The 14,946-nt window shown below is 58.9% G+C and carries 9 protein-coding genes; 7 read left to right on the top strand and 2 right to left on the bottom strand.

Annotated elements, in window-relative coordinates:
* Window positions 1-27 precede the first annotated feature (27 nt).
* The 6 genes from J0X19_RS12515 to J0X19_RS12490 all read left to right on the top strand — a co-directional run bounded on the left by J0X19_RS12515 (window position 28) and on the right by J0X19_RS12490 (window position 6,375).
* Window positions 28-945 (top strand): hypothetical protein, encoded by a 918-nt coding sequence (locus J0X19_RS12515; protein WP_206984704.1) that lies wholly within the window; start codon window positions 28-30, stop codon window positions 943-945.
* Between the two features lie 73 nt (window positions 946-1,018).
* Window positions 1,019-1,762 (top strand): DUF4129 domain-containing protein, encoded by a 744-nt coding sequence (locus J0X19_RS12510; RefSeq protein WP_206984703.1) that lies wholly within the window; start codon window positions 1,019-1,021, stop codon window positions 1,760-1,762.
* Window positions 1,763-1,879: 117 nt separating this feature from the next.
* Window positions 1,880-3,286, top strand: a complete 1,407-nt coding sequence (locus tag J0X19_RS12505) for a DUF4350 domain-containing protein (protein ID WP_206984702.1) — start codon at window positions 1,880-1,882, stop codon at window positions 3,284-3,286.
* Between the two features lie 173 nt (window positions 3,287-3,459).
* Window positions 3,460-4,560, top strand: a complete 1,101-nt coding sequence (locus J0X19_RS12500; protein ID WP_242582543.1) for an AAA family ATPase — start codon at window positions 3,460-3,462, stop codon at window positions 4,558-4,560.
* Window positions 4,561-4,653: 93 nt separating this feature from the next.
* On the top strand, window positions 4,654-4,986 hold the full coding sequence (locus tag J0X19_RS12495; RefSeq protein ID WP_242582541.1) for a four helix bundle protein: 333 nt from the start codon (window positions 4,654-4,656) through the stop codon (window positions 4,984-4,986).
* A 36-nt stretch (window positions 4,987-5,022) separates the two neighbouring features.
* Window positions 5,023-6,375: a DUF58 domain-containing protein gene (locus J0X19_RS12490; protein WP_206984701.1), complete on the top strand. Its 1,353-nt coding sequence runs from the start codon at window positions 5,023-5,025 to the stop codon at window positions 6,373-6,375.
* A gap of 472 nt (window positions 6,376-6,847) precedes the next feature.
* On the opposite strand, the gene J0X19_RS12485 is transcribed toward J0X19_RS12490, so the two are convergent.
* On the bottom strand, window positions 6,848-8,665 hold the full coding sequence (locus tag J0X19_RS12485; RefSeq protein ID WP_206984700.1) for a hypothetical protein: 1,818 nt from the start codon (window positions 8,663-8,665) through the stop codon (window positions 6,848-6,850).
* A 171-nt stretch (window positions 8,666-8,836) separates the two neighbouring features.
* Here J0X19_RS12485 and J0X19_RS12480 point away from each other — a divergent pair, with 171 nt between their 5' ends.
* Complete coding sequence (locus tag J0X19_RS12480; RefSeq protein ID WP_206984699.1) at window positions 8,837-10,930, top strand: beta-N-acetylhexosaminidase; 2,094 nt, start codon at window positions 8,837-8,839, stop codon at window positions 10,928-10,930.
* Window positions 10,931-11,080: 150 nt separating this feature from the next.
* On the opposite strand, the gene J0X19_RS12475 is transcribed toward J0X19_RS12480, so the two are convergent.
* Window positions 11,081-14,863 (bottom strand): hypothetical protein, encoded by a 3,783-nt coding sequence (locus J0X19_RS12475; RefSeq protein WP_206984698.1) that lies wholly within the window; start codon window positions 14,861-14,863, stop codon window positions 11,081-11,083.
* Window positions 14,864-14,946 lie beyond the last annotated feature (83 nt).

Here is a 14,946-nt window from a genome sequence, read left to right as displayed (position 1 = left end):
TATCCCGCTTATTCAACTTAGATACCTATGCAATTGAAGTTTACCAAAGAATCGGATTTTCGGCAGGAGCGGGACTTCGGTGCCAAAATCTCCGCTTCCTTCGAGTTTATCGGCGCGCATTGGCAGCCGCTCAGCAGGTGTCTGATTTATTTTGTGCTACCTGCCGCTTTGCTGATGGGCATCTTCATGGGACTGGCCCAAACCAACGCTCTGCGCGATATTAGCGGCAGTTCCACCTCGGCGGGGTCATTCAGTGGGCTCGGTAATCAATTCGGCGCATTCCAATGGCTTGGCCTACTCGCTAGCCTCATTTCCTATGCGCTCCTGGCCGCTACAGTATATGGCTACGTGAACGTGCGAATGACGCTGCCGCCCGAACAAGAAGTAACCCCGGCGTTGGTGGGCGGATGGGTGAAGCGCGACGCTCCGCGCATGGCTGTTTCGGGTCTGGTGGTGGTGGTATTTATTTTCCTTGGCTTTGTCCTGCTGGCTATTCCCGGTATTTACCTGAGCATCGCCCTGAGCATGATTTGGGCAATTCAGTCATTCGAGCGCAAAGGCATGGGCAATGCCATCAACCGTAATATTTCGCTGATTCGGGGCAAATGGTGGTCAACCTTTGGCCTTTCACTGATAGTCTCCATCTTGGTTGCTCTCCTTGGCATGGTCTTTCAGATACCGCAACTGGTACCTTACGTTGGTAAAATATTGAACTGGGATTGGGCTGATTCCAGCTTGCTGAATATAGCCGGCAGCATTGTGGCTTCCGCCGGCGGCGTGATGCTGTACACCTTGCTGTTGGTGGCGCTTATGTTTCAGTACTTCAACCTAGTGGAACGCAAAGAAGGCATCGGGCTCCGCACCCTGGTAGATAGCCTGGGCAATGGCCCCGCCCCGGTGGCCCACAACCACGCGTACCGCCCCGACGATGAAGGCGAATACTAACGCCTGCTCCCTAACCGATTTACGCCCTCCCGTACCTAGCGTGTTTCCTTCTGTGCCTGCTTACTTGCGCTATTTGCTCCGACTGCTGACGCTGGGCTGGCTACTGGCAGCTACCCCCGCACTGGCTGCGCCGGAACCCGCCGCGGTGCAACCCGTCCGGCACCTGCCCGCCGACCGGGCCAGCAACGTCACTCTCCGGAAACCTGCCCCAGCCCGGCTGCGGGAATTTCGGGAGCAGCGCGAGTTTCAGTACGTGGCCGTAAAAAGCGAGAAAAGCGCCTGGGACTTGCTGATGATGCGGTTCTGGCGCTGGCTGGGCGAGTTGCTGGAAACCCCTTCCGGCAAAATAATCTGGAAGTACGGTATCTACGCCGCCCTACTTGCCGCCTTTATCTTCGTGGTGCTCAAGCTTATGCAAGTGGATATCACCCGCGCCTTTGGCCGGGGCACCCGCCGGGCGCCACTTTCTTATGATGTTGACTCCGAAGACATTCATGCGCTCGACTTCAGCACGTTGCTCCGCGAAGCCGAAAGCGCCGGCAACTACCGCTTAGCCGTGCGCTTGGGCTACCTGGAGGTGCTCAAGCAGCTCACCGACCAGGGCCTTATTCGCTGGCAGCCCGACAAAACCAACCACGATTACCTCTACGAGCTGCCGCCCGGCCCGCTGCCGCCCGCTTTCCGGGAGCTAACCCGCCAGTTTGACTTCGTGTGGTATGGAGAGCACGACGACCTTACGCCCACCCACTACGCGCAGGCTCGTGCCACCCGCGAGGCTTTCCAGCACCTCCTGGCCGCTCCCCGCCGCGCCGCCTGATGTAGTGCTTCGTGCTTAGGATGCTACTTCACTCAGACCACACTAACGCCCTCCAGCCAGCAAATACAAAGTACTCCCGCCATGCACTATCAACTAAGCACGAAGCACTAAAAAGACATGACGACTTTTCGCTGGTATTTGCTGTGGGTGGCGCTGCTGTTTGGAGCGTACGTGGCCGTGGAATACTACCGCCCTAAGCAACTCGACTGGACGCCCACCTTCCAGAACAAAGACAAGATTCCGTACGGCGCCTACGTGCTCTACAACGTGCTGCCTGACCTGCTGGGCGTTGCTGAGCGCGACGTACACACCGTGCGGGTGCCCATCTACAACCAGATTGAAGGGGAAGACGAGCCGGACCAGTCCTTCGAGCAGGAGCTGGAAGCCGCTACAGATTCCAGCCAGTTAGTGGTTGACACTACTGCCATTGCAGAAAATACCACGCAGGATTCAGTTGATCAGACAGCCACCTCATCGGCAGCCGAGGCCGAAGATGCTGACTACGAAGCGGGCCTGACGGAAGCAGGCTACCCCAAGGCTACCTATATCTTCATCGACGACGAGTTCCAGCTAAGCGCATCAGACTGCCGGGCCTTACTTCGGCACGTAGCGCGCGGCAACGACGCATTTATTGCCGCCGAGCAGTTCAGCCGGCAGCTAACGGATACGCTGGGGTTTCGCTCGGAAGTTTCTCTGAACAGGGCACGTCGCCGGAAAGCAACCATCGACACCAAGCTGCTGGACTCCGTTCGGCTTCAGCTTACCAATACGCAACTGGCCCGCCAGGCTGGCCCGCTTGGTTTCCGTTTACCCGCGCTGGGGGCAGCCTACCGCTTGCAGCCCGACAGCCTCATGCGGGGTACCGAGCTGGCCACCGATACCGCTGGGCAAGCGGTATTGGTGCGCGTACCGCACGGCCGAGGCCATATCTATTTGTGCAGCGTGCCGTTGGCTTTCACCAATTACTTCGCCTTGCAGCCGCGCACCGGCAACTTTGCGTTTGCGGCCCTCTCCTACTTGCCGGCTGGGCGCACCGTGTGGTGGGATGAGTATCAGAAACAGGGCCGGCAGGGTGAGCAGACGTTGTTGCGGGTGCTGCTAGCGCACGATGCCCTGCGCTGGGCCCTGTACCTGAGTGTGGTGGGCGTTTTGCTGTTTGTGGTGGTGGAAGCCCGGCGGCGGCAGCGCATCATTCCCATCCTGAAGCCCTTGCCCAATACCACGCTGCTGTTTACGCGCACCATTGCCGGCTTGTACCGCCAAGGCAACAGCCACGCAGCCATTGCCGAGAAAAAGATTCAGCTATTCCTGGAACACCTGCGCACCCGCTTCCACGAGCCTAGCCTCGATTTGAACGATGAAGAAGCACGGGAACGGCTGGCACAAAAGACCGGCCTACCCCGCCCCGAGGTAGACGCGTTGGTCCGCCGAATCAACTTCCTGCTCACCGCTCGGCAACTATCCGATGCTGACTTGCTAGGACTGAATAAGGCTATAAACGACTTCCGAAAAGCCGCCTCGTAGTTTTTGCATTATTAGTTAAAATAACATTTAACCTTTTTATAATTATTTCAATAAGGCTATTCAATCAATTTATAGGCACTATTTAGCTATACATCTACTTTGTTATATGAAATTATTTCAAGTCGATTAAATCCCATAGTAACTTCTCTTTGCCTCCTCGCTTTTCAATAAAAATGGAAAACACTCCCGATTCACAGCAAGATAATTCGCCACTTTACACCAACCCCTCAACCGAGCCCGTTAGCCCGGAAGCCGCTACCACTGGCGACCCAACCGAGGCGCCAGCCGTAGAGCCAGCGCCAACCGAGGCCTTCACATCCCGCACCGACCTGAGCCATTTAAGCCGCCACGCCGAAGCCATCCGGCAGGAGCTAGGCAAGGTGATTGTGGGGCAGCAGTCCTTGGCTGAGTTGCTGCTGACCGCTTTGCTGGCCGATGGGCACGTGCTACTGGAAGGCGTGCCCGGCGTGGCCAAAACCCTAACGGCTAAGCTTCTGGCCCGCACCCTCGACGTACCATTCAGCCGCCTTCAGTTCACGCCCGACCTGATGCCTTCCGACGTGCTCGGCACCTCGGTATTTCAACCCAACAAAGCCGATTTCGAATTTCGGCCGGGCCCTATCTTCGCCAGCATCGTGCTGATTGACGAAATCAACCGGGCGCCGGCCAAAACGCAGTCGGCGCTGTTTGAGGTGATGGAAGAGCGGCAGGTAACGCAGGACGGGACCCGCTACACCGTACCCGAGCCGTTTGTGGTGCTGGCCACCCAAAACCCAATTGAGCAGGAAGGCACCTACCGCCTGCCCGAGGCGCAACTCGACCGGTTCCTGTTCAAGCTCAACGTCGGTTACCCGACCGTAGAAGAGGAAATCGGGATTTTGCAGGGCCACCACGCGGGTTTCGGAGGTACGCCGCTCGAAGCCGTGCGCACCGTACTCACGGCCAACGACCTGCGTGGCCTGCGGGAGCAAGTACGGCGGCAACACGTGGAGCCCAAACTGCTGGAATACATTGCGCGCATCGTAGGCCAGACCCGCGCCCACAAGGGCTTGTACCTGGGCGCTTCGCCGCGTGCCTCACTGGCACTGCTCAACGGTGCTAAAGCCCTGGCTGCCCTCCGTGGGCGCGACTTCGTGACGCCCGAGGATATTCACTACCTGGCCGCGCCAGTATTGCGCCACCGCATTCAGCTCACGCCGGAGCGCGAAATGGAAGGCAGCACCGCCGATGACATTGTGAAGCAGATTCTGCAACAAATTGAAGTTCCGCGCTGAAGAAAGTTAAAAAATTAGGAGTTAAAAATTAAAAGCCTATTCAGTCGGGCTATTTATTTATGAAATCAGAAGGGGTGGCGTTAGTGAAAAGCTATGCATTTTCGAAACGCATTGTTCTGCTATACAGGTTGCTTATTGATACCAAACAACCCATGCCTTTGGCTAACCAGATATTTAAGAGCTGGAACATCCATCGGCGCGAATATAGAGGAAGCAACTGGTGGTTTTTCGCGGCGAGATTTCGCAGCCAAATGCAGTATTGCCTACAAGGAAGCCCGGGAGTCACATTATTGGTTACGCTTACTACGTGACACCCACTGTCTAGAGCCCAGGTTAGCTGAATCCTTGATTCAGGATGCAGATGAATTAAAAAGAATTTTAGCAGCTATTCTCATCTCATCAAGCCGGCAAACTGATTCGAAGTAGGTATTTAATTCTTCACTTTTAATTTTTAACTCACCCTTGTCATTCTTCCTGACGCGCCGCTTCTTTGTCCTGCTTACAGCTATCATTATAGGGCTGGTAGTGGCGTTTTTCCTGCCGGGCTGGCTGGCAGTAGTGCAGCTTGGGCTGGGCCTGTTGGTGGCACTCGTGGCTATTGATGCGGGGTTGCTGTACGCGCCGGCGCGGGGCGGAGCCGGACACGTATTTGGCCGCCGGGTGATGGGCGACAAACTCGCCAACGGCTCCGACAACGACGTGGCCATTTACCTGGAAAATCACTACCGCTTTCCGGTGCGCACCGAAACCATTGATGAAATTCCGCATCAGTTTCAGCGGCGCGACGTGCTGTTTCGAGCACCCATAAAGCCCAACGAAACCACCGTTATCAACTACCAGCTACGGCCCGTAAAGCGCGGCGAGTACGAGTTTGGGGCCGTGAATGTGTACGTGGCCTCGCCGCTGGGTTTGGTGCGGCGCCGGTTCCGGTTCGATGATAGCCGCATGGTACCGGTGTACCCGTCGTTTTTGCAGATGCGGCAGTACGAGCTGCTGGCCATCAGCAACCGCCTGACGGAGGTGGGCGTGAAGCGTATCCGGCGGGTGGGTCACAGTATGGAGTTCGAGCAGGTGCGGCCGTACGTAACCGGCGACGACCCGCGCAGCATCAACTGGAAAGCCACCGCCCGCCGCACCACCACCGGCAACGCCGCCGATTCCTTGGTAGTGAACCATTACCAAGACGAGCGCGCCCAGCAGGTGTATTGCCTCATTGATAAGGGCCGGGTGATGCGCATGCCATTCGACGGGCTGAGCTTACTGGATTATGCCATCAACGCCACGCTGGTGGTCAGCAACATTGCCATTCTCAAGCACGATAAGGCCGGGCTGATTACGTTTTCGCACCAAGCGGGCACAATACTACCAGCCGACCGGCGCGGCGGACACATGCGCAAGCTGCTGGAAGTGCTGTATCGGCAGCGCACTAAATATCTGGAAACCGACTACGAGCGGCTCTACATCAACGTCAAGACCAATATCCGGCAGCGCAGCCTGCTGATTCTGTTCACCAATTTTGAAACGCTGAACGGGATGCAGCGCCAACTGCCGTATCTGCGCCGCCTCGCCAAAGACCACTTACTGCTGGTGGTGTTCTTCGAGAATACCGAGCTGCGTGAGTTTCTGGACGCCCCCACCGACACCACGCAGGACGTGTACAACCAAACCATTGCCGAAAAATTCGCCCAGGAAAAGCGCCAGATTGTACGGGAGCTAAACCGCTACGGCATTCACGCCCTGCTCACCGCGCCCCAAAACCTAACGGTGAATACCATCAACAAATACCTGGAGTTCAAGTCAAGGGGGTTAATCTAGTTGGTGATGCAGCCCTCGGAAAGAATAGTAACGCAGTTGCCACTAACCACTCTATGGCTAGATGATAGTAACATTGCTGCAATACGTGGGGAATACCTTACTAAAGCCCAGATCAAGCTTATTCTTACACACCAACGGGCTCAGTTTATCGTGGCTGATATCGGTTATAAGCTGATGTGGATAGACCCTGCTGAATGCTACCGCTTTTGGAAAGAGAAAGGCCATTCTCATGTAGCGGATTACGACGCAAGCATACACTTAGAAAAGTATCCAAACGAGTACGCTTATCTGGCAAGCAGATGGATTGGTGAGCTTATACTACCTACAATACTGTTAGAAAAAATTCACTGACAATCAATATAATACGTCAACATTGTCATTCCGAGCAGAGCCAGGAAGCTGAATTTACCATCTATACATATCAGATTCCTCGCTCTGCTCGGAATGACCACAGGTGTAAAAGTAGAAGTACTTACTCATCAAATGCCTCTAGCCGGGCGTTGTCGAGGAGGAGGTTGGTGGTGGTGCCGTAGTAGAGGAAGGTGACGAGGACATTGTCGAAGTCAGCTTTGGGGGGGCGCATATCGAAGTGCAATTCGCGGGGCCAACCGCCTTCCAGCGCCCGTTGCAAGTGCACGGTGCGGGTCTTAAGGATTTCGTCGCCGCGGCGGAAACGGACTACATACTGGGTCATGCGGTTTACGTCCCACTCCTTTTGGTCGGCGCGGGCAGCGGCGTAGGCGCGTATCCACTCAAACTCGCCGCGCTTCACCGGAATTACCCACTCGGCGCTGCGTGGGTGTTCGGCATCGAGCTTCAACGAGCAATTGCCTTGCAAAGCGGGCGTGCCGCAGACACCGGGTGCGGGTTGCTCGAAATCCTGCTGCCACAAGGTGCGGCTGTTGCGGGCCGTGCCCGTAAATTCGGCGTTGCTATCCAGCAGCAAGTATGTTTCCGAGGGCACTTCGTAGCGGAACACGGTGCGCCACAGATACGCTTTGGTCATTTCGCCAGCCGCTACCAAGCCGCCGTTGCCGCCGGGTACAGCCATTTGGTTCAGCCAATAGCCATAGGCACAGCCCACTACCGCCACGATGCCGTAGGCCACTGCCCAGCGGGGCCGCACCAGCAGCCACCGAAGGGCCGCCGCCAACGGCCACGCCAGCACGGCGTAGCTCTGAATCATGGCCCGGGCCCCCAATCCGCCCCCGTAGGCCCACTCGCTCCAGGCAAACGTAACGTAGGTGAACAGCACCGTATACACCAGCATACTCCAGAACGCCACCGGTTGCTGCCGCCGCAACGGCCCGAACCCAACCAACGCGGTGAGTAGCAGCGGCGAGTAAATCAGCCAGCCCGTGCGGAAACTGAAGATTCCATCAAACAAGTGCGGTTTCAGCCAATCGAAGCCCTGCTCCTGGTAGCTGTACACCACCCAGCGGCCGGTAGCATAATGCCAGTAGAACAGTTGCACGCTCAGCAGTGCCGCCCCCGCCAGTAGGGCCACCAGCAGTAACTGCCAATGCCGCTGCCAAAAGGTTAGCCGCTCCCGCAACACCACCCGGTTGGGTGCCAAACCCCACAGCACCGGTATCAGCCCAGCCAGAATTTCGGTGGGCCGCGTTAGGGTCATCAGGCCGACGATGGCACCAAGACCTGCGGCCCGCAGCATGGTAGGGCGGGCGTAGAAGGCGGGCGTCAGCAATAGCAGCGCGGCGTACCAGAACAGCAGCCAGCAATGCACCATGCCAGCATGACCAGCGGCGCTATAGGTGAGGTAGTTGGTGCCCAGCAGCAGAATCAGCAGCGTGAGGGCCGTGGGCCACTCCCCGAAACGCGGCAGCAAGGCGCGGCGCATCAGCCAGAAACTTGCCACGCACAGCAGCAAACTGCCCAGCTTAACGGCCAGCTGATACGGCGCCGAAAACCCATCGGCCGGGAAGCCCAGCGGCTGCGCCAGTTGGTGCGCAACCAGGAAAAACGGCAGTTCCTGCAAGGCCAGCCCCACTGGGTATTTCATCACGAAGTTGCCGCTGCTCGAATCCCGGTAGGCCTGGTACAAGGTGGGCGTGGGGGCGTAGTCCTTGAGCATCTGCTCCCGGAAGTTCAGCTCGCGCAGGTCGTGGTGAATGAGGGCGGCGGGCAAGTAGAGGTAATAGCCCGAGGCATCCCAGTTGATAACCGGCGACGACGGGGTACGCCAGGTTTCAACGGGCGGGTAATACCACCACGACCAAGCCAGCAGCAACACCGTACAGCACCAGCCAGCCAGGCGGGAAGGAGAATTCATAGAAAGCAGCGAGGCACTGAGAAAAAAACGGACGGCTGGCAAATTGCGGAAAAATTGGGGCCAGACCAACCAACGGCCAGCAAGCACCGGCTCGGCACGAATGCTGCATAGGTGCGCTCCTATCGGCGGCTCCCGTATCTTTCGCCGCCACCGTCCCCTCCCCTGTCGCCTATGTTGAGCCGTCTGTTTGCCGTTGTATTATTGCTCTTGTCCAGCTTGCTGCCGGTTTCCGCGCAGCTTAACCCGGTTACACGCAACCTGTTGCCGGTGCCAAGTTCGGTGCGCTGGGGCAACGGGCAGTTCGTGGTGAAGCGCACGTTCACTGTGCGCATAACCCAGGAAGATTTGATAACGCGCGACAACGGCAGCATCAAGAGCACCACCCAAAAACTCTTGTTTTCGCAGCTGACCTCGCCTACTTCGGCCTATATCAACACCCGATTCACGGAAACCGGCCCGGCCGATTTAACCATTCGCTACGGCAAAGCGGGCCGCCCCGAGCTATTTGACGAGGAACGGTACAGTTTGCGGGTAACGCCGATGGGTATTGCCCTAGACGCCCCGAACAGCTTAGGCGTATTGCGGGGCCTAGCCACGCTGCGGCAGCTGGTTACGGAAGCCCCGTCCGGCAAAAAGAGTATGCCCGAAGTAGACATTCTGGACCAACCCCGGTTTCCGTGGCGCGGCCTGCTCATTGATGCCTCGCGGCACTTTATGCCCGTGGCCCTCATCAAACGCAACCTGGATGGCATGGCGGCGGTGAAAATGAACGTGCTGCACTGGCACCTTTCCGACGACCAGGGCTTTCGGGTGGAAACCAAATCCTTGCCCCGCCTGCACCAGGTGAGTGGGCAATACTACACCCAGGCCCAGGTGCGCGAAGTGCTGGCCTACGCCGCTAGGCGGGGCATCCGGGTGCTGCCTGAGTTCGACGTGCCCAGCCACACCATTGCCTGGTTTGCGGCCTACCCCGAGCTGGCTTCCAACGACTCCACCTACGGCGTGTACCAGAGCTGGCGCACTTCCAACATGGCCATGGACCCCACCAAGGAATCCACGTACGCGCTGATTGACACGCTGTTCAAGGAAATGACCGCGCTGTTTCCCGACCCGTATTTCCACATTGGCGGCGACGAAAACGACGGGCGGCAGTGGCGGCGTAGTGCACGCATTATGGCCTTTGCCCGCGCCAACAACATGCTGAAGCCCGACGGCAAAACCCTCGATAAGCATGCGCTGCAAACCTACTTCAACCGCCGGGTGCTGGCCATCGTCACGAAGTACAATAAGAAGATGGTGGGCTGGGACGAAATCCTGGGGCCGGGCCTGCCGCAAAACGCCGTTATCCAAAGCTGGCGCGGTAAAAAAGGTCTCAACGATGCCGCCCAGGCCGGCCACGCCACGCTGCTGTCCAACGGCTACTACATCGACCTCAATTACTCCGCCGCCACCTACTACGCCACCGACCCGCTGCCCGCCGATACACCCTTAACGCCCGCGCAGCAAAAGCTGGTGCTGGGCGGCGAGGCAACCATGTGGGCCGAATTTGCCGACAGCGTAGTGGTAGATTCGCGCATCTGGCCCCGTACTGCGGCCGTAGCGGAGCGGCTTTGGTCACCGGCTGCCGCCACCCAAAACGTGCCGGATATGTACCGACGGCTGGGGGCCGTTTCCGTGCAGCTGGAGGGGCTGGGGCTGCAACACCGCAAGGCCCCGCAACAACTCCTGACGCAAATGGCCGGCCCAACTTACCGGGTGCCGCTGCGCACGTTGGCGGAAGTGCTGGAACCCGTGAAGGAGTACAAGCGCCATTTCCAGGGCTTCACCTACACGCCCCAAACGCCCCTCAACCGCCTCGTTGATGCCGCCCCCGCCGAATCTGACCGGGCGCGGACGTTTGGTGTGGCCGTGGATACGCTGCTCATGTATCGTTCCGTTTTAGTGGATAAGAGCAGTCCGAAAACCCGCCCCGCCAAGGCCGCCCTGACGGCCGTGCGCGACCAACTCAGAATCTGGCAATCCAACGACGAGCTACTAAAGCCGCTCTTCGCTTCTGCCCCTACTCTCACCGAGTACGCCCCGCTTTCCAACCAGCTGAAGCTGCTGGCCACGCTTGGGTTGGAGCGGTTGCAGCAACTCGAAAACGAACAGGCCCCCACACCTACCTGGCTGGCTGCCGCGCAAAAACAGCTGGAAGCCGCCAAAGCCCCCGCCGGCCAAGCCGAGCTAGCCCTGCTGCCAGCTATGCGCAAGCTGCTGCTGTAAAGCAATTGGCTCTGACAACAACCAAATAACCGTCATGCTGAGCTTGTCGAAGCATCTCTCCCGCAGTGGTAATCAATACTATTTCAACGAAGCGGGAGAGATGCTTCGACAAGCTCAGCATGACACGACAAATAAAACTATGATTACCTATTAGAACAGCACCGACACCTGCATCCGGCCGGTGTTCACCACTTTCAAGCCGTTGGACTTGCGGCCGTCGTAGGCCAGGTTCACGTTGAGGCCGTTGCTGAGGCGCTGCTCGATGTTCAGGTTCCAGGTGAAGTTGCTGCCGGGCCGCAGGGCATTCAGCACCTCCAGCCCCACCACCGAGCTGGCATCCCCCTTGAAACCGACGCCCACGTAACGGGTGCTGGCCGTAACAGTGCGCTTGCTCACCTGGCTGAGACGGGTTTCGATGCCCAGCTCATCGAAGGTGCCGCGGGCCTCGCCTTTGTCGTTGACGGGCGTGGTGTTGGTTTTGGTGGTGCGCAGATAGGTACCGGTGAAGCGCAGCGTGCCGTTGGGCTGGTAGCTGATTTCGGGAGCCAGCTCATAAATCAGCAGCCGGAAATTACGGTCCTTCAAGTAGTTGGAGTTGTTTTGCCGGATGGTGCGCGAGGTGGTGAGCCGCCCCGTGAACGACTGCGCCAGCGTGCGGCGCAGCAGCAGGCTTTGCGCCGCCAGGTTGCGGATATCGGAGCCTTGGGCCAGCAGGGTTTTCTGCTGAGTTTGCTGCACGGTTAGCTCGGCCCCGAAAATAGGGTTGGACCGGTTGAAGTACAGCGTATTACGCAGCAGCTTGTTCAACGACAGCAGCAATGGATCCTCGGTCTGGAACGCAAACGGATTCAGGCGCGACGACAGGCTTTTATCGGTGGTGCGGCGGTCCAGCGTAACGGTGCTGATGGTGGAAAACCGGGCGGCCGCGGCCCGCCAGCCGCCGGCTTCGCGCCAGTTGCGGGGCGCGGCCGTGGTGAGGCGGTAGCTGAAGCGGTTGGTGAAGGCAATGATGTAGTCGTCGGTGGGCAGGTACACTTTAATGTGGGTGCGGTAGACGGCATCGGGCGTGGGGGCCTCGAAAAACTCTTCTTTCTGCTGTCCTAGTTCACCGTTGGATTCCTGGAAATAATGCGTCCCCTGCCCGTTGGGCACGGCCACAAACGAAAAGTCGCGGCGCAATTCCCGGCCGGTAGCTACTGAGTAGCTAAGCTCGGAGCGCACCTGGTTTTGCAGCAAGCTGGCGTTCCAGTCCACTTTGGTAAGCACGGTGCGCTGGCGGGCACTGTCGCGGGCGGCCAGGTCGCGGTAGGTGGCCAGCACGGCCAGGTCTTGGCTGCGGCCGAGGCGGGTGGTCATGGTGCCCTGCCAGGTTTGGGCGGTGCCGCGCCGCTGTAGCTCGCTCTGGTTGGCGTTGGGCGTTTGGTCGCGGCGGTAGGTGTAATCGGCCCGGAACTTGGTTTTGGCGGTGTCCTGGCTCTGAATGAACACGTTGTGCTCGTCGAAGTAATTGGCCGATGACAGCACCACCGAGTCGCCGGACGGCGAGGTAACCCGGTTTTTATCGAAGCGGTAGGCGTAGCCGGGTATCACGCGGCCGCGCACGTAGCGCGCCGTAGCCTCGCCCCGTGCCCACGTCGATTTGCCGGCACCGGCCTGGGAGTTCAATAGAAACAAGCTGCCGCGCATCTGCACGCCGCCTATCTGCCGGGCTACATCCAGCCAGTGCTGCAAGCCATCCACTTCGCCGGAGCGGTAGCGGCGGCTGAGACGGTAGTTGATGGCGTTGTCGGCGTCTTTGGCCGCGCCCACCGCAAAGTTCAGGATGTTGTCGGCGCGGGCTACGCGGCGGGTGGCATTGCCCTGCACGGTGCTGGCGGTGCTCCAGTTTCGGTCGAACTCAATGTCGCGGTACCGGTCGATGGGCGCAAATTCCGGACTGGTGTACTCGTAATCGAGGGCGCTACGGAACCGGTAGTTACGCAATATGCCCAGCCCCGGCAACTTGCGGTCCTGCACCACGTACCCCACGCGCATGGCCTGCCCCTTGTCCGACTGCGGCGAAAATCGGTTCAAGTCCAGCTCCGACGACGCCACATCCACAAACACCGTGGAGGTGGAATCAATCTGGTAGCTGGCCCCAGCCGAAATAAGCTGCTTCTGCAACGGCGCCGGAATCAGCCGGATGGAGGCGTAATTGCCCAGCCCTGGCCCTACGTACTCGTACACCCGCCCGTTGGCGCTGGCCTGCGCTACGCTTAGCTTATAGTCGCCGTTGCCCTGGCCCACATCGGTAAAGCGCACGGTATAGGCCTGCCGCAACGAGTCGGTCAGATAGGTATATATCTCCACCGGCTGCCCTCCTACTAGTTGGGTTTCGCGGGTGTACTGCACTTCCTGCCGGTTGTAGCTGGTAGCCAAACCGCCCGGTACGCGGGCCTGCGCCACGTTGTCGTTGAGGTCGCGCAGCGCCACCCGGTCGGAGTCGTTCAGCACCAGATTAGGCGAGTTGTCGGGGTTGTCGGCTTCGCGGTAGAAGTTGCCGTGCAGGGCCAGCCGGCCTACCTGCTGGTAATGGCTGGCTGAGTAGAGCGAGCGGGCGTAGTTGAAATCGGAGTACTCGAAGTCAATCTTGATGCGTGAATTGTTGGTAATCAGGTGCTGGGGCGAAAACGTGACTTCGGCCTGGTTGTAGTCGATGATGTAGTCGTTGTCGAAACCCCGCGTCATCAGCCGCCCATCCAGAAACACCCGCTCGGAGTTGGCCAGCACGATGATGTACTGCTCGCCGTTGGGCCCGCGCAGCCGGTACGGCCCCTGCACGTTCTCAATGGGCGTCACGTCGATACTACCAAATTTGCCTTTGGCCACCCCACCCGCCACCGTGGTAGAGGACCGCACCGGCCCGAACCGTCCCGATGTTTCCGAGCTGCTCGTACTTGACGTAAGCCCAGTACCCGCCAAACCGGGGGCCGAAGGAGCCGCGCTGCCCGGCGCGGCGCCCTGGTTGAGGTTGGGCGTCTGGCCGCCGTTGCTGATGGTGGTGGTGGAATACGTGCCTGGATTGACGCCGGGGTAGCTGGGTACCGGCGTAAGCTGAGGCGTACTGAAGCCGCTTAATCCAATACCCGGCTGCCCCAAATTCACTTCCAGCGCCGCGCCCTGCACGTTTTTGTAGAAGCGCAGAAAGTAGTCGGGCTTGTTGCGCAGCACCACGTCGCCGGCCGTCAGGTTCCAGCGCTGGCTGGTGAGCGTGATATAGATTCGGTCGAACTCCTGGAGCTGCTGGGTGTTGCCTTCCGGCTGAAACGGTACGCTCTGGTCACTGATGGCGGCCGTGAGGTTGATGTTCTCAGTGAGCTTACCTTCGAGCTGCAAATTCAGCGAGGAGTTGACAAACACGTTTTGGGCGTTGCCGAAGCTGATGCCGCGGGCCAGATTACCGGTTTTGTTGATGCCCGGCGTACTCAGAATCTGCTCTTTCACCGCGAAATCCTGCACCCCAAACGTGCGCCGCGGGAAATCCACACTATCGAGCAGCCCGCGCGGGCGCCGAAACTGCGGGGCCGCCAGCCGTAGCGGCAGCACCCGGTAGCACACCAGCACCGAATCCAGCCCAGGCAAAACCACGTCGGGCTGCCCAGCCTCGGGAGCCGCTACGCGGCGCAGCTGAGAGTAACGGTACCGGTCGGTACGGACGTCGTAGGCTACGGCGCGGCCGTTGATGCTGACGGAGGATGGTACTACCGTTAAAGTATCGGGCAGCTCAAATTCGGTGAGGTCCTGGTCGGGGCTGAGGCGCACCCACACGCAGCGGCGCGTGTTGGGCGGCAGTTCCGGCCGCTGCTGGGCCCACACCGCTGTACCGGCTCCTATCCATAGAGGTATCAGCAGCAGCCAAAAGCGCAGGAAGCGGGGCGTAAAACTGCTACTCATCCAGGATAAATAAATACGAAGATACGCAGGCTCAACAACGCATATTCCCACCAACTTCGTGCCCTTTTGCTTTCGAGCTAGTA

This window comes from Hymenobacter telluris (genome assembly GCF_017313265.1).
Taxonomy (GTDB): domain Bacteria; phylum Bacteroidota; class Bacteroidia; order Cytophagales; family Hymenobacteraceae; genus Hymenobacter; species Hymenobacter telluris.
The sequence above is the reverse complement of the archived record's forward strand: the minus strand, read 5'-3'. Positions and strand labels throughout refer to the sequence as shown.